15 protein-coding genes and 1 pseudogene are annotated in these 14,398 nt (G+C 63.0%); 9 read left to right on the forward strand and 7 right to left on the reverse strand.

Annotation, left to right across the window (positions count from 1 at the left end; translation table 11 throughout):
* A pseudogene (locus tag MAXJ12_RS15435) lies at positions 1-456 on the reverse strand (bifunctional proline dehydrogenase/L-glutamate gamma-semialdehyde dehydrogenase); the annotation flags it as partial.
* Between the two features lie 148 nt (positions 457-604).
* Here MAXJ12_RS15435 and MAXJ12_RS15440 point away from each other — a divergent pair.
* The gene (locus MAXJ12_RS15440) at positions 605-1,057 is read left to right on the forward strand and encodes an Lrp/AsnC family transcriptional regulator (RefSeq protein WP_008836845.1); all 453 of its coding nucleotides are present in this window, start codon (positions 605-607) and stop codon (positions 1,055-1,057) included.
* 4 nt (positions 1,058-1,061) lie between these two features.
* Here MAXJ12_RS15440 and MAXJ12_RS15445 read toward each other — a convergent pair whose 3' ends face one another.
* Together MAXJ12_RS15445 and MAXJ12_RS15450 are read right to left on the reverse strand one after the other, a co-directional pair.
* On the reverse strand, positions 1,062-2,267 hold the full coding sequence (locus MAXJ12_RS15445; protein WP_040586395.1) for a cytochrome-c peroxidase: 1,206 nt from the start codon (positions 2,265-2,267) through the stop codon (positions 1,062-1,064).
* Between the two features lie 7 nt (positions 2,268-2,274).
* Positions 2,275-2,715 carry a FixH family protein gene (locus tag MAXJ12_RS15450; RefSeq protein WP_040586415.1) on the reverse strand — a complete coding sequence of 147 codons (441 nt, stop codon included), beginning with the start codon at positions 2,713-2,715 and terminating at the stop codon, positions 2,275-2,277.
* 142 nt (positions 2,716-2,857) lie between these two features.
* On the opposite strand from MAXJ12_RS15450, the gene MAXJ12_RS15455 reads away from it, so the two are divergent.
* Positions 2,858-3,778, forward strand: a complete 921-nt coding sequence (locus tag MAXJ12_RS15455) for a sugar kinase (protein WP_008836848.1) — start codon at positions 2,858-2,860, stop codon at positions 3,776-3,778.
* A gap of 13 nt (positions 3,779-3,791) precedes the next feature.
* Here MAXJ12_RS15455 and MAXJ12_RS15460 read toward each other — a convergent pair whose 3' ends face one another.
* From MAXJ12_RS15460 to MAXJ12_RS15470, 3 genes are all read right to left on the reverse strand, one after another.
* Entirely contained in the window at positions 3,792-4,811 is a 1,020-nt protein-coding gene (locus MAXJ12_RS15460) for an aldose epimerase family protein (RefSeq protein WP_008836849.1), read from the reverse strand.
* 38 nt (positions 4,812-4,849) lie between these two features.
* The gene (locus tag MAXJ12_RS15465) at positions 4,850-6,307 is read right to left on the reverse strand and encodes an NAD-dependent succinate-semialdehyde dehydrogenase (RefSeq protein WP_008836850.1); all 1,458 of its coding nucleotides are present in this window, start codon (positions 6,305-6,307) and stop codon (positions 4,850-4,852) included.
* 173 nt (positions 6,308-6,480) lie between these two features.
* A complete protein-coding gene (locus tag MAXJ12_RS15470; protein ID WP_008836851.1) occupies positions 6,481-7,425 on the reverse strand; it encodes an AEC family transporter in 945 nt (314 codons plus the stop codon).
* A gap of 103 nt (positions 7,426-7,528) precedes the next feature.
* Between MAXJ12_RS15470 and MAXJ12_RS15475 the strand changes: the two genes are divergently transcribed.
* The 7 genes from MAXJ12_RS15475 (at position 7,529) to MAXJ12_RS15505 (ending at position 13,464) form a co-directional block, all read left to right on the forward strand.
* On the forward strand, positions 7,529-8,083 hold the full coding sequence (locus tag MAXJ12_RS15475) for a histidine phosphatase family protein (RefSeq protein ID WP_040586397.1): 555 nt from the start codon (positions 7,529-7,531) through the stop codon (positions 8,081-8,083).
* Between the two features lie 111 nt (positions 8,084-8,194).
* Complete coding sequence (locus tag MAXJ12_RS15480) at positions 8,195-8,479, forward strand: acyl carrier protein (RefSeq protein WP_008836853.1); 285 nt, start codon at positions 8,195-8,197, stop codon at positions 8,477-8,479.
* A 43-nt stretch (positions 8,480-8,522) separates the two neighbouring features.
* Complete coding sequence (locus tag MAXJ12_RS15485; protein WP_008836854.1) at positions 8,523-9,713, forward strand: beta-ketoacyl-ACP synthase; 1,191 nt, start codon at positions 8,523-8,525, stop codon at positions 9,711-9,713.
* Positions 9,714-9,730: 17 nt separating this feature from the next.
* Complete coding sequence (locus tag MAXJ12_RS15490; RefSeq protein WP_008836855.1) at positions 9,731-11,002, forward strand: beta-ketoacyl-ACP synthase; 1,272 nt, start codon at positions 9,731-9,733, stop codon at positions 11,000-11,002.
* Between the two features lie 157 nt (positions 11,003-11,159).
* A complete protein-coding gene (locus MAXJ12_RS15495) occupies positions 11,160-12,188 on the forward strand; it encodes a zinc-binding dehydrogenase (protein WP_008836856.1) in 1,029 nt (342 codons plus the stop codon).
* Positions 12,189-12,194: 6 nt separating this feature from the next.
* Positions 12,195-13,169 (forward strand): lipid A biosynthesis lauroyl acyltransferase, encoded by a 975-nt coding sequence (locus MAXJ12_RS15500; protein ID WP_008836857.1) that lies wholly within the window; start codon positions 12,195-12,197, stop codon positions 13,167-13,169.
* A gap of 103 nt (positions 13,170-13,272) precedes the next feature.
* A complete protein-coding gene (locus MAXJ12_RS15505; RefSeq protein WP_008836858.1) occupies positions 13,273-13,464 on the forward strand; it encodes a hypothetical protein in 192 nt (63 codons plus the stop codon).
* Between the two features lie 4 nt (positions 13,465-13,468).
* On the opposite strand, the gene MAXJ12_RS15510 is transcribed toward MAXJ12_RS15505, so the two are convergent.
* Complete coding sequence (locus MAXJ12_RS15510; RefSeq protein ID WP_008836859.1) at positions 13,469-14,395, reverse strand: dimethyl sulfoxide reductase anchor subunit family protein; 927 nt, start codon at positions 14,393-14,395, stop codon at positions 13,469-13,471.
* Positions 14,396-14,398: the final 3 nt, after the last annotated feature.

Below are 14,398 nucleotides of genomic sequence, written 5' to 3' on the forward strand. Positions count from 1 at the left end.
ACGGCGGACCATCGAGCGCAGCGTGCCGGCAATGCCTTCGTCCTCTTCGTCATCCAGCACGCGGCCGGTGAGCATAAGCGCCCAGGTCGACGCGTTCACAAAGATCGAGCTCGACCCTCCCGAATGCGCCGACCAGTCATGCGGCGCGATCTTGTCCTGGATCAGGTCGTCCATCGTCTCGGCGTCGGGCACGCGCAGCAGTGCTTCGGCCAGGCACATCAGCGCCACACCTTCCTTGGTCGACAGTCCGTAGGCCGAGAGAAACACTTCCATCAGGCGCGGATCGGACGAGCCCCTCACCGCCTTGACCAGCTTGACCGCCCGCGCCGAAATGGCCTGGCGCTCATCGGCCGAAAGATCGGCGGCGGCGATGAGACGGGCCAGCGCCTCCCCCTCGTCCGGCAGATAATTGGCGCGGATGGCGTTGCGGATGGCGTCAAGCGGGTGCGCGGTCATGGCGATCCTGTCGGAGCATTCAAGCGGATGGAGATGATCGGCTCAAGCTATCACAAACGGAAATGCGATTTGGACCGAAAAGCTGGACCATACAGGCCATTCGACCTATTAATGGACCCAGCATAACCGCAGCTGCGCTTGTCATTCCATGAACGAAGATCAATTGGACCGCATCGACCGCAACATCATGGCCGCGCTGTCGCGCGATGGCCGCCTCTCGATGGCGGAACTGGCGGCGAAGGTTGGCCTGTCGAAGACCCCAGTGCAGGCGCGGGTGCGACGTCTTGAAAACGCTGGCTTCATCCGCGGCTATTCGGCGGTCATCGATCGCGAGCGCATGGGTGAAGGCCATGTCGCCTTCGTGCAGGTCACCCTATCCGATACCCGCTCCGCCGCGCTCGACGCCTTCAACCGCGCCGTACAGGGAGTTCCGGAGATCGAGCAATGCCACATGATGGCGGCGAGTTTCGATTATCTGCTGAAGGTGCGCACCAAGGACATCGCCGCATACCGGCGCGTTCTGGGTGAGCGGATTTCGGCGCTGCCGCACGTTTCGCAGACATCGACCTTCGTTGCGATGGAAACGGTCAAGGACAGGTGATCCCCTACTCCGCCAGCGTCTTTAAGAACGCCACCAGAGCCGCCTGCTCCCGTTCCGACAGACCGAGCCGATGCAGTTCGGTCGTGCCGCGGGGACTGCCCGGCGCGGTGTTGTAGTGGTCCACCACATCGCCAAGCGTCGCGATCTGGCCGGAATGCATATAGGGCGGGCGGGTGGCCGCGCCCCGCAGCGACGGCGTCTTGTAGGCTCGCTTCAGCGCCTCGCCCGACTTGACCATGAAGCGCAACTCGCCGCAGGCCTCCTCGTCGCCATCGCGGAATGCGCCAAGGCAGTTGAACGGATCGGCTGCGACCTGCGCAACAGCCGTCTCGCGGCCGCGGTCTTCCGGCAGTCCCTTCACGGGCGAAACGCCGGTATTGTGAAAGTGATCGTCGGTGAAACGCGGGCCGTTGTGGCAGGTCACGCAATTCGCCTTGCCGATGAATAGTTTAAGCCCGTGGATTTCTTCGTCGGATAAAGTCGCCTCGCCTTCAGGCTCGCGCCCGGCCGCCACAGCATCGGCGAAGCGGTCAAAACGCGTCGGCTCATGCACGATCGACCGCTCAAAAGCCGCTATTGCCTTGCCGAGATTGGCAAATGCCTCGTCGATCGAGGCGCGCTGCTCCGCGCTCATACCTTTCCAGGCTGCCTTTTCAGTTTCGGTTCCCAGAGGGCCCGCATTCTTTGGCAGTCCGGAAAGATCCGGCAGCGGCCCGAAAATCCGCTCGTAACGGTCGGCGAATTCCTTTCCGATGAAATGCGCGTAGGCGGTGCGATTTCCGGCATGTTCCCGCGCGTCCTCCAGCGGCCCGAGCGCCTGCGACCACAGGCTGTCCTTGCGCCCATCCCAGAAGAACCAGGGGCTGCGCGCCACCCCGGCCAGCGGCATGGTGCGCCGGTTAGTGGTCGCGACGCCGACGGCGAGCGGACGATCGTCCTGGAACTGGCGGTCACTGGGGTGGCAGGTGGCGCAGGAGACATTGCCGTCGCGGCTGAGCCGCTGCTCGAAGAACAGCGTTGCCCCGAAGGCCGCCGCGGCAGGCAAATCCGCATAGCGGTTCGTCGGGTCCGGCGGCAGCGGCGGCAATGCCGAAAGCGATAGCGAGGCTATCATCGCCTTTTCGGCTTCGGTGAAGTCGGGTTCGTCGCAGCCACCTAGCGTCAGGGCTGCAATCAGTCCAAACGCCACTCCTGCCAGCGGCCCTCGCATCACCCGCTCACAGCGTCAGGTTGAACACGGCTTCGTCGGCGCCGGCTGGCGACGAAATGGCGAAGCGCAAGACCCACCAGCCGCCCATGTTGAACTTCACGCCCTCGACGCGGTAGCGGCCTTCGCCGATATGGGCGGTGACCTTCGGGCTGGTCGGCAGGCCGTGATTGTGGTCGGGCATGCCGCCATCGACCGCGATGCTGGCATCTTCCACCGGCGTCCCGTCCGGCTTTTTGACGGTCAGCACCCATGAATGCAATTCGCCCTGCCTGAATGATCCGGCTTCCGGCTCGACGGAGACGAGGAATACGTCCTTTTCCGATGACTTTGAGCGCGAGAGATCGAGGTCGGCTGGAGGAGCCGACGAGCCGTGCATGGCCATCATCCCGCCGGCCGCGATCAGGCCGACGACAAGAGCAGCGGCGGCATAGCGCCATATCCGGGTCAATTCTATCTCCACCACGATTCCGAGCGTTGCAAAGTAGTCGCTTCGAACAGGAACGAAAAGCCGCAACATGCCATTCCGGGGTAGTGGCAAGTCCGCTTTCGATTGGCTAAAGAACGGGCGGCGACAGCGAAGGAGGAATTGCATGGCGCATGGCATCGCGGCAGTCGGCGAGTGCATGATCGAACTGTCGAGCCAAGGCAGCAGCCTCTGGCGAATGGCCTATGCCGGCGACACGTTTAACACGCTCTGGGCCATGCGCGCGCTGATGCCCGGCCACCATGTCGACTATGTCTCGGCCTTCGGCGACGACCCGTTCTCCCATGGCCAGATCGAATTCTTCAAATCCCACGACATCGGCATCGCGAACAGTCCGATCCTGCCGGGAGCACGGCCGGGCCTCTACGCGATCACGCTCACCGGCGCGGAGCGGGCCTTTACCTACTGGCGCAACGACGCCGCCGCGCGCCGGCTCGTTGACGACCCCGCCGCATTGGCGAAAAGCCTTGAAAACCGGGAGCTTATCTACTTTTCCGGAATCACTTTGGCAATTCTGGCGGAACCGGCGCGGCGTACACTTCTTGATGCCTTGGCCAACGCGCGCGAGCATGGCGCCCACATAGCTTTCGATCCCAATTACAGGCCGAAACTGTGGCCGGACATTTCCGTTGCGCGCACGGCGATCGGCGAAGCGCTGGCCGTCACCGACATTGCACTGCCGACATTTCCGGATGAGGAGATGCTGTTCGGGGATTCTTCCCTGGAGGCGACGGCAAGGCGGATAGAGCATGCCGGGGCGGCCGAAGTCGTCGTCAAGAACGGAGAGCAGCCTGCTCTGATCCTGCATTACGGCGACACGTTCGAATCGCCTGCCATTCACGTGGCGAGCCCGGTCGACACCACCGGCGCGGGCGACAGCTTCAACGGCGCCTATCTCGCGGCCCGCCTGCTCGGTCTCGCCCCCGCCGATGCTGCCAAGCGCGCGCACCGCGTTGCGGCGACGGTGGTTCAGGTGCGCGGGGCGCTGGCGCCATTCGAATTGTTGAAAATGGCTTTCGACAGGTAGACCTTTCAGCCAGTCAGACCTGCCGGAACCGGTATTCCGTCGTCTGGCGATAAGTTTCACCCGGAAGCAGCGTCGCTTGCGGGAAATACGGCCGGTTGGGCGAATCCGGCCAGGTCTGCGGCTCCAGGCAAAAGCCTGAAAACTTCTGATAGCGCCGGCCGTCGAGCCCTGCAGCATCGGGCTTCAGGTGCTGACCGATGTAGAATTGCAGGCCGGGTTCGGTCGACCAGACTTCCATCTCGACGCCGGACGACGCGCCCTGAATCCAGGCCGCCTGCCTGAGCGGGCCGCGCGCGGCCGCCAGACAGAAATTGTGGTCGTACTCGAGTTGCTCGCCCTCGCTTTCCATGCGGATGGTGCGGGCCAGGCGGAAATCGAACGGCGTCGCATCCACAGGCTTCACCACTCCCGTCGGGATCAACGATTCGTCCACCGGCAGGTATGCCGAGGCGTTGACCGTCATCCGGTGGTCGAGAATGTCGCCGCTGCCGCCGTCGTCGAGATTGAAATAGGAATGGTGGGCAAGGTTGCAGAGCGTCGGCGCATCCGTCGTCGCGGTGAGTTCGATGGACAGCACGCCCGGATTTCGTAGCCGGTAAGTGCAGCGGACGTCGACCGCGCCGGGAAATCCCATCGAGCCGTCGGGATCGTGCAGCGACAGAGTGACGAAATCCGCTCCGGCTTTCTCCAGCGTCCACAGGCGCCTGAAATAACCATCGGAACCTCCGTGCAGTCCGTGCTTTTCAGGATGCTCGCCGTCGATCTGGCAGTGCTGGCCTGCGAGGGTGAAACGCCCGTTGCGAATGCGATTGGCATGACGGCCGACCATCGCGCCGAAATAGGGTGAGTACGCCGGATAGTCTTCGAACCTGTCGAACCCGAGCACCAGGGGGGCGTCGTGGCCGGAGAGCCGCAGATCCTGCACCATAGCGCCCCAGTTGAGAATCCCCGCCGAAAGCCCTCCGCCAATTATCGAAATTCGCTGAACGGCTTCGCCGCCATCCGTAGTGCCGAAGACTTCGTCGTCCGCCATTGCGCCCTCCCGTCGGATTGCGTTGAAGTCGAGCAGCCTCAGAGGCCGAGGCCGCCGATGCAGACATATTTGGTGTCTAGATAGTCTTCGATGCCCTGATGGCCGCCTTCCTTGCCGAGGCCCGATTCCTTGACGCCGCCAAACGGCGCCTCGACTGTGGTGATCAGGCCTTCATTGACCCCGACCATGCCGTATTTCAGCCCTTCCATGACGCGGAACGCCCGGCCGAGATCGCCGGTGTAGAAATAACAGGCTAGGCCGAATTCGGTGTCGTTGGCCAGCCTGACGGCCTCTTCCTCAGTGTCGAACTTGAAGACAGGTGCGACCGGCCCGAAAATCTCTTCCTTCATGAAACGCATCTTCGGCGTGGCGCCGGAGATCACGGTCGGCTCGAAGAACGAACCGCCAAGCGCATGCCTTTTGCCGCCGGAAACGACCTTGCCGCCATGGGACTTGGCGTCGTCTATGAATTCCTCGACCTTGGCGACAGCCTTGTCGTCGATCAACGGCCCCTGAGTGGTGCCCTCTTCAAGACCGGGGCCGACCTTGAGCTTCGCGGTGGCAGCGGCGAATTTTTCCACAAACGTGTCATAGACGCCGGCCTGCACGAAGAAGCGATTGGTGCAGACGCAGGTTTGGCCGGAATTCCTGTATTTGGCGATGATCGCCCCCTCGACCGCACGGTCGATATCGGCGTCGTCGAAGACAAGGAACGGAGCATTGCCGCCGAGTTCCATCGATACCTTCTTGACGGTCGAGGCGCATTTCTGGATCAGGATCTTGCCGATTTCGGTCGAGCCGGTGAAGGTCAGCTTGCGCACGAGCGGATTGGCGCAGATTTCGTCGCCGATCTCGCCGGCCGAACCGGTGACGATGTTGACGACGCCCTCGGGGAAGCCGACCTCTTCGCAGAGAGCGCCCCAGGCAAGGCCCGAATAGGGCGTCTGCGAAGCTGGCTTGACGACGGCGGTGCAGCCGGCAGCCAAGGCCGGTCCGATCTTTCGCGCCAGCATCGAGGATGGAAAATTCCACGGCGTGATCGCAGCTATGACGCCGACGGGCTGCTTGGTGACGATGATGCGGCGGTCGGCCCATGGCGACGGAACGACATCGCCATAGGTGCGGCGGCCCTCCTCCGCGAACCAAAGGATATAGGCGGCCGAAATCGCGACTTCGCCTTTGGCCTCGAACAGCGCCTTGCCCTGCTCCATGGTCAGCAGTTCGGCCAGCGAATCCTGGTTGTCCATGATCGCATCGTGCAGCTTGCGCAGCAGTTTCGAACGTTCCAGCGCCGAGGTCTTGCGCCAGCCTTGGAACGCCTCGTCGGCCGCCTCGATAGCGCGCCGAGTCTCCGCGGCGCCGGATTTCGGCACGGTGCCGAGCTTCTGGCCGTTGGCCGGATTGATCACGTCGATCGTCACGCCGGAATCGGCCTGAACCCATTTGCCGCCGATGAGGTTTGCCTGGCGCATGTAATGGCTGGTTTTCTGGAGCATTGGTCGCCTCTCATCAGCGCGCTGTGGCACTGTTCCGGAATTGTGGACGAATGGCGGCTCCTGCGGTCGGACCCGTTTTCAGAACCGACCATCCGCCGTTCGCGTGCGCAAACTCTTACTCCAGCGCCCGCCGCGCGATCAATCGCAATGGTCCGCCGCTTGCTGGTCCAGTCCTAGCCGAAAACCGCCTGCGCGACGGTCAGCCAGAAAGCCATGGTCACGGCCGCACAGGCCGTGGCGATCGTCAACTGGTTGGAGGCCAGCCCCTGCCCCGTGCCGAATTGCATCGCGATGAGGTAGGAATTGACGCCGGACGGCAGCGCGGCCGCAGCGACCGCGACCTTCGCCGAAAGCGGCGGCAGGCCAAGCAGCATCGCCATGCCTAGCGCCACTGCCGGCATCAGGAAGAGCTTCAGCACGGTGAGCGCCAGCGCCGGCCGAATATTGCCCGACAATCCGAATTTGCGCAGTCCGAACCCCATGGCGAATAGCGCCACCGGGCCGGCAATGTCTGCCAGCGCATCGACCAGCCGAGCAGCAAGTCCGGGCAGCGCCAAGCCCGTCACGCGCCACAACAGGCCGGCCAGGATGCCGATTACAAGCGGGTTTACGAAAATCTTGCGCAGGAATTCCCTGACGATCTGGATAGGATGGACACCGCCCCCGCGCCCGAAAACCTCGAAAAGAATGATCGACGCCATCAGCATCGCCGGCAGATGCACCGACAGGATAAGTGAGAGGATCTCGAAGCCTGCCTGCCCGAAGACGCCGAGCATGAAGGGAGCGCCGAGCAATAGAAGGTTGGAAAAGGAAGCTGCGACGCCGCCGACGACTCCCGCCTGCGCCTCGCGCCCGAAAACGCGGGTGGTTACGAGATGACCGCAGGTCCAGACCACGGCCACCGCGACAAAATAGGTCGCCCAGAGCGACCAGGGAGCCGCGCCATGGAAGTCTGCCTCTACCATCGTGCGGAACAGCAACAGCGGCAGCGCCACGCCGACGGCGAATTGCGACAGCGCGTCCCCGGTTTCGGCCTTGAGATAGCCGGTCAGCCCGGCAAGATAGCCGAGCGCGACGAGCGCGAAGACGAAGAGCACGGTTTCTGTGAGCGGAGACATGTCGCCTGATAGGCGAGTGGAGAAAGCGGCGCAACTGCCTGTCAAAGCTTGTCTTTCAATCGACTTTCGCGTCCCTATATCCATCTAGCGCCAAGGATCCTGTATGCGTCGAGCTTTGATTGTCCTTCTTTCGCTGCTCGCCTTCGCCCAAGCCGAAGCCACCGAGGCCGGCTGGGCGTTGCTGCGCGAGGGCGAGCAGGTGGTGTTGCTGCGCCATGCAATTGCGCCTGGAGCGGCCGAGCCGGCACGCTTCAACATTGAGGATTGCGGTACGCAGCGAAACCTTTCGGATCGCGGCCAGCAGCAGGCGCGCAAGATCGGTTCGCTTTTTTCCGCTCGAGCGGCCCCGACCGAACGCGTTCTTTCAAGCCGTTATTGCCGCGCGCTCGAAACAGGCAGCATCGCGTTTCGCGACGGAGAGGTAGAGCCCTTTGAGGCGCTCGACCTCTTGAGCCCGGGCGAAGAGGCAGCGGCCGCCCAAAATGAAGCCGTGATGGCCGAAATCCGCGCCTATTCCGGCTCTGGCAATCTCGTCATGATCACCCACGAGGAGAACATCAAGGCGCTTACCGGCGTCTCGGCCCGCGAGGGCGAGGCGATCATCGTGCGGCCTACCGAGCAGGGGCTGCATGTGCTTGGCCGCGTCGTCTTCAACTAATGCCTGCAGACTTCGCCGCACGGATTGGGTCTTTTCCTGCCGGGAAAAACCGATTAGAGAGCCGGACCAAACACGCGCGGAGTCTCCCGCCTGCAAATCGAAGGAAAAGCCGTGTCAACGACATTCGACAAAGTCGCTAACATCATCGCCGAAACGAGCGAGATTGACCGCGATACAATCACCCCTGACAGCCACACAATCGACGATCTGGGAATAGACAGCCTCGATTTCCTCGACATCGTCTTTGCGATCGACAAGGAATTCGGCATCAAGGTGCCGCTCGAAAAGTGGACGCAGGACGTGAATGACGGCAAGGCGTCGACTGACGAGTATTTCCTGATGAAGAACCTGTGCGCGAAGATCGACGGTCTCGTCGCGGCGAAAGCCGCCGCCTGATCTCTCCGACGGAACAGAGCGCCTGAACCCGAAACGATCGCCAATGAGCCCCAACGACGTCGTTATAACAGGCATCGGCCTCGTTTCGTCGCTGGGCGAAGGCGCCGACGCGCACTGGCAAAAGCTGACCGCCGGGCGGCCCCAACCGGTCACCGACGCCGAGCGCTATCCGCCCTACGTCATCCATCCCTTGCCCGAGATCGATTGGGGCCTGCAGATCGCCAAGCGCGGTGACCAGCGCCAGATGGAGACGTGGCAGCGCCTCGGCACCTACACCGCCGGGCTGGCGCTCGACGATGCCGGCATCAAGGGCGACGAAGCACTCTGCGCGACCATGGACATGGTGGTTGCAGCCGGCGGCGGCGAGCGCGACGAGGCTGTGGATTCCGGCATTCTCGCCGCATCCGAAAGCCGCTCCGACCGTGACGTGCTGCTCAACGAGAAGCTGACGACCGAGCTTCGCCCTACCCTCTTCCTGGCGCAGCTGTCCAACCTGCTCGCCGGCAACATCTCGATCGTGCACAAGGTCACCGGCTCCTCGCGCACCTTCATGGGTGAGGAAGGCGCCGGCGTCTCGGCCGTGGAGACCGCCGCAGCGCGCATCCGCTCGGGCCAGGCCTCGCATGTTCTGGTCGGCGGCGCTTTTCAGACCGAGCATCCCGACATGCTCCTGGGCTACGAACTCGGCGGCTATTTGCACCGTGGGCCCTGGAAGCCGGTCTGGCAGCGGCAGGGCGCCGAAGGCGGCGGCGTGATCACCGGATCGGGCGCGGCCTTTCTTGTACTGGAATCGCGCGAGCACGCTGCAGCACGCGGCCGGCATGTTTATGCGCAGCTGGAAGCCGTCGTATCCGGCCGCTCGCGGCGCAGAAACGGAGATTTCGATAGCTCGGTGGCAAGACTGATCGACAAGGCTGCCGCTCCCGCCGACCGCCCGCTGCTCGCAATGTCTGGTGCATCCGGTGCGCATACCGCCACGAAGGCCGAAAAATCTGCGCTGGATAGCAACAATTCAATCGCCTCCCGCGGCATCGCCACCCTGACCGGCCACATGAAGGAAGCGCAGTTTCCCTTCGCCGTTGCGCTGGCGGCGCTCGCTGTCGACAGGAAAGCCGGCTATCCCCCCTTCGACGAAGCTTCCGAAAAGCCGTTTGAGGGAATTCCGCAATCGGTGCTGGCGACCGCTGTTGGTTATCACTATTTCGAAGGCATGGCGCTCGTCGCAGCCGACTGAACTGCCGGAGAACCAGAATGGCAAGATACACGGACCATCTCGGCAGGCCGGTCGTGGCCGTCACCGGCATCGGCGTAGTGACTTCGCTCGGTGTCGGCAAGGCCGATAACTGGAACGCTTTGACATCGGGCAAGTCGGGCATCCACCCGATAGTCCGTTTTCCCGTCGATCACTTGAACACGCGCATTGCCGGCACGGTGGATTTCCTGGCCTCGAGCCAGAAAGGCGCCAGCGCACTTACCTACGAACTCGCGGAAACGGCCGCACAGGAGGCGGTCGCCGAGGCGGGTGTCGATGCCGGGGATTTCGGCGGCCCCCTGTTCTTGGCGTCGCCGCCGATGGAACTCGACTGGAGCGAGCGCTTCTCGCTCTACAATGCCGGCAAGGAAGGCAGCGCCGCGGATCGGCTTCTGACGGTGGCGCGAGGTTTGAATTCGCTCGACATCTTCGATACCTCGCAATTCGGCTCGATCGCCGACCGCCTGGCCGACCGTTTCGGCACACGGGGCCTGCCGATCACGCTCTCGACCGCCTGCGCCTCGGGCGCCACTGCGATCCAGCTCGGCGTTGAGGCAATCAGGCGCGGAGAATGCGAGCGCGCACTTTCGATCGGCGCCGACGGTTCGGCGACCGCCGAGGCGCTGATCCGCTTCTCGTTGCTCTCGGCGCTTTCGACGCATAACGACATACCCGAAAAGGCGTCGAAGCCTTTCTCCAAGGACCGCGACGGCTTCGTGCTCGCCGAGGGCTCGGCAGCGCTGGTTCTGGAATCCCTGGAAAGCGCGCTTGCGCGTGGCGCGAAGGTGCTCGGCATTTTGCGCGGCTGCGGCGAAAAGGCCGACGATTTCCACCGCACGCGCTCAAAGCCCGACGGCTCGCCGGCCATCGCTGCGGTGAAGGCCGCGCTCGACGATGCCGGCCTCGGCGTCGACGGCATTACCTATGTCAACGCCCACGGCACCTCGACACCCGAAAACGACAAGATGGAGCACATGTCGCTCTCGACCGTCTTCGGCGAGCGCATTCGCTCAATGCCGATATCGTCGAACAAGTCGATGATCGGCCACACGCTTTCGGCTGCTGGCGCGATCGAGGCCGCCTTCTCGCTGATGACCATGTCCGAAAGCGTCATTCCGCCGACGATAAACTACGACAATCCCGATCCGGCGATCGAGTTGGACGTGGTGCCGAACACCAAGCGCAGCGCCGAGGTGGCGACGGTGCTTTCCAATTCGTTCGGCTTCGGTGGACAGAACACCTGCCTTGTCATGGCCCGGGATCCCGTCTAGTAGCGGCCACCGGCCCTTTTTAGCACGTGCGTCCTTCGAGGCTCGCTTCGCTCGCACCTCAGGATGAGGACAGCGGGCGCAAACCTCCCTCATCCTGAGGTGCGAGCGAAGCGAGCCTCGAAGGACGCACCATCCTAGTTCCTAATCACAGGCACCTATGCGCGCACTGCAACTCATCGAAGACCGCAAGCTCGAAACAGTCGAGATCGCGCCGCCGCAGCCGCCCGCACTCGGCGAAGTGACGCTGCGTATCAAGGCTGTCGCGCTAAACCACATCGACGTCTGGGGCTGGCGCGGCATGGCATTCGCCAAGCGCAAGCTGCCGCTGGTTGTGGGCGCAGAGGCCTCCGGCGAGGTCGAGGCCGTTGGGCCGGGCGTCGCCGGGCTCCTGCCGGGGCAGCTCGTTTCCATCTACGGTGCACGCACCTGCGGGCTCTGCCGTGCCTGCCGCGAAGGCCGCGACAATCTTTGCGACCACGTTTCGGGCGTGCACGGTTTCCATCTCGACGGCTTCGCACAGGAGAAGATCAACCTGCCGGCGCGGCTTCTGGTTCCTGCCCCTCCCGGCGTGACCGACATCGGCGCGGCCGTTGCGCCTGTAACGTTCGGCACCGTCGAGCACATGCTGTTCGACAATGCCAGGCTTGAGCCCGGGGAGACAATCCTCGTCCAGGCTGGCGGCTCGGGCATTGGCACCGCCGCTATCCAGCTTGCCAAGAAGATGGGCTGCACTGTCATCACGACGGTCGGTTCTAACGACAAGATCGACAAGGCCAAGGCGCTCGGGGCCGACCATGTCATCAATTACCGCGAGGATCGCTTCGAAGGCGTCGTGCGCAAGCTGACCAGGAAGAAGGGCGTCGACGTGGTGTTCGAACATGTCGGCGTGGACACCTGGGCCGGTTCGATGCTGTCGATGAAGCGCGGCGGACGCCTTGTGACTTGCGGTTCGACATCCGGCGTCTCGACGCAGATGAACCTGATGCAGCTTTTCCAGCAGCAGCTCAAGATTCTCGGCTCCTTCGGCTGCCGCATGGAGAATATGGCCGACGCGATGCAGAAGATGGCGGCCGGCATCGTTGCTCCGGTGATCGATACCGAAGTCGATTTCGACTCTATAGACGCTGCGCTGAAGCGCATGGAAGGCCGCGACGTGTTCGGCAAGATCATTCTTCGCGTGAGCTAGTCTGCGGTGAAGGCCCTAGTCTACCGTCTGGCCCAGGCGCTGAAGCAGGCCAATTACTGGCTGACCGCGCAGGTCGCGCTTTTGGCCCTACGCCTGCTTCGCCTATTACCGACCGATCGAGCGCTGGATTTTGTCGACCGCGCTGCAAGGCGCGTAGGACCATGGGTCGGACGCCACCGCGTCGCGCTCGACAATCTGCGCAAGGCCTTCCCTGAAAAGACCGAGGATGAAATTCAGACCATCGCCTCAGACATGTGGGGCAATATGGCCCGCCTCGGGGCTGAGTATATCTTTCTCGACGCGCTGTTCGATTACGACGACCAGAATCCCGATGCATCCAGCCGCATTGAGGTCGACGGCCTCGATCACTTCAAGCGCATTGCCCAGGAGGATAGGCCCCACATCCTGTTCACAGCCCATCTTGGCAATTTCGAGCTTTTGCCGATTGCCGGCGCCGCCTACGGCATGAAAGTCACGGCTTTGTTCCGCCCGCCCAACAATCCCTACATCGCCGACTACATTCTTTCGACGCGGCGCTCGTCGATGGGCGAGTTGCTCGCCTCGAGAACCGGCGCGGCCTTCGCGCTGGCGCGAATATTGGAGGCGAACGGGACGATCGGCGTTCTGGTCGACCAGAAGTTCCGCTATGGGATCAGGACGCAATTTTTCGGCCGCGAATGCGAAACCAGCCCGCTTCTGCCGAAGCTTGCGCGCCAGTATGATTGCGACGTCTATCCCGCCCGCTGTGTGCGGCTGCCCGGCAACCGTTTTCGGCTCGAAATTGAAGAGAAGGTCGATCTGCCGCGGGATGCCGAGGGCCGCGTCAAGGTGACGGCGACTGCACAACTGCTCAATGACGTTGTCGAGCGATGGGTTCGCGAGGATCCGGGCCAGTGGATGTGGTTCCACAAGCGCTGGGGCCTTTCCAAGCGGGAGCGACGGCGGCGCAAGAAGCCTAAGGCCAATTCCGAGCAGCCCTGACCATCATTTTTTCTCGAACATTTGATCGCTGCCGCAACAAAAACAGATTTCACTCGTTTACTTATCGTGATCATATATTGTCGTGATCACGCGAGGCGAGTGCATGACCGAAAATATCGAAATCAAGCCGAGGGGCGCTAGCGCGCCGCTCTGGACGCCGTGGGGCATCCAGCGCCGCTCCGAGCGCGACGCCCAGAAGATTGCGATCCACAGGCTGGTCAGGGAGGTCGAGGAAACTCACTTCCAGAGGTCAGCCGACCATGCCGAAACTAAAGTCGAGCCGCAGAAGCGTTGAACAGTCAACCCCCGTAGTAATTCGTTACCGAATGGCGCGCCTCGGCGAAAAACAGCCAGCGCTCCATCAACACGCCCGCCGCATGGCAGCATGCGGCCAGTAGCGCGATCAACGAAGCGGACGGGCCGGCGCCCACCCCGGCCAAGGGCAGCACAAGGAGCAGCAGCACAGGCACTGCTCCCCCAAGCAAGAAGGCGATCGCCGACAGTTTGGCCGCATGCTTGCGGGCTATTTTGAAGCCCATTTCGCTTGTCAGGTAGTTTTCATTAATATGCGGCCGCTCGAACAGGCGGACGCGGCCGATCCGGCCGAGCCCCGTAGCAGTTTCCGGCGTCGAAATCGGCCGCAGCGTGCGCATGCGGTGCCGCCAGAACAGCTTTGCGATCCAGGCGGCGGCCGTGAATGTCGCCGCGAGCGCCGGCGCCAGCACCGTCGAACCCGCGCCGGCGAAGCCGAAGAAGCTCGCCAGCACAAGCCCGCCCGCCGCTGAAAACATGAGATAACAGAGCGGCGTCAGCGGCGTGTGCCACGCCTGCACCGATCTGAGCGAGGCATAGATCATCGCTGTGCAATAGACAGTGACGGCGCAAAGCAAGGTGCCGACAAGGCCCGGCAGGGCAAGGTAACGTCCGTCGAAGAGCGATGCCCATGCCGACCATGCCAACGGCACGAAGGTGATCAGCGCCATCACGCCCTCTCGCGACAGCCAGCTCGAACGCCACTGCGACAATGCCCGCCAGGCGCGCTGCGGATTGCCGAGATGCAGCGTCGAGGACAACAACCCGGTTGCGATCAGCGCCAGCGCCAGCAGATGGGCGATCTTGGTTGCCGTCGCGGCAGGGTCGAGCAGGCCGAGCCCAAGAACTGCCGCCAGTCCGTACCCGAGGCCGGACAGGGTCGTGAAAATGACGATCGAAAATGCCGGGTGCATGTA

Origin of the sequence: Mesorhizobium alhagi CCNWXJ12-2, from assembly GCF_000236565.1 — a bacterium.
In the GTDB taxonomy this organism is placed as follows: Bacteria; Pseudomonadota; Alphaproteobacteria; order Rhizobiales; family Rhizobiaceae; genus Allomesorhizobium; species Allomesorhizobium alhagi.

Coding starts and splice junctions, on each gene's coding strand:
- MAXJ12_RS15440 (WP_008836845.1), top strand. CDS start 605: ATGAACGAAGATCAATTGGACCGCATCGACCGCAACATCATGGCCGCG.
- MAXJ12_RS15445 (WP_040586395.1), bottom strand. CDS start 2,267: ATGCGAGGGCCGCTGGCAGGAGTGGCGTTTGGACTGATTGCAGCCCTG.
- MAXJ12_RS15455 (WP_008836848.1), top strand. CDS start 2,858: ATGGCGCATGGCATCGCGGCAGTCGGCGAGTGCATGATCGAACTGTCG.
- MAXJ12_RS15460 (WP_008836849.1), bottom strand. CDS start 4,811: ATGGCGGACGACGAAGTCTTCGGCACTACGGATGGCGGCGAAGCCGTT.
- MAXJ12_RS15465 (WP_008836850.1), bottom strand. CDS start 6,307: ATGCTCCAGAAAACCAGCCATTACATGCGCCAGGCAAACCTCATCGGC.
- MAXJ12_RS15470 (WP_008836851.1), bottom strand. CDS start 7,425: ATGTCTCCGCTCACAGAAACCGTGCTCTTCGTCTTCGCGCTCGTCGCG.
- MAXJ12_RS15475 (WP_040586397.1), top strand. CDS start 7,529: ATGCGTCGAGCTTTGATTGTCCTTCTTTCGCTGCTCGCCTTCGCCCAA.
- MAXJ12_RS15485 (WP_008836854.1), top strand. CDS start 8,523: ATGAGCCCCAACGACGTCGTTATAACAGGCATCGGCCTCGTTTCGTCG.
- MAXJ12_RS15490 (WP_008836855.1), top strand. CDS start 9,731: ATGGCAAGATACACGGACCATCTCGGCAGGCCGGTCGTGGCCGTCACC.
- MAXJ12_RS15495 (WP_008836856.1), top strand. CDS start 11,160: ATGCGCGCACTGCAACTCATCGAAGACCGCAAGCTCGAAACAGTCGAG.
- MAXJ12_RS15505 (WP_008836858.1), top strand. CDS start 13,273: ATGACCGAAAATATCGAAATCAAGCCGAGGGGCGCTAGCGCGCCGCTC.
- MAXJ12_RS15510 (WP_008836859.1), bottom strand. CDS start 14,395: ATGCACCCGGCATTTTCGATCGTCATTTTCACGACCCTGTCCGGCCTC.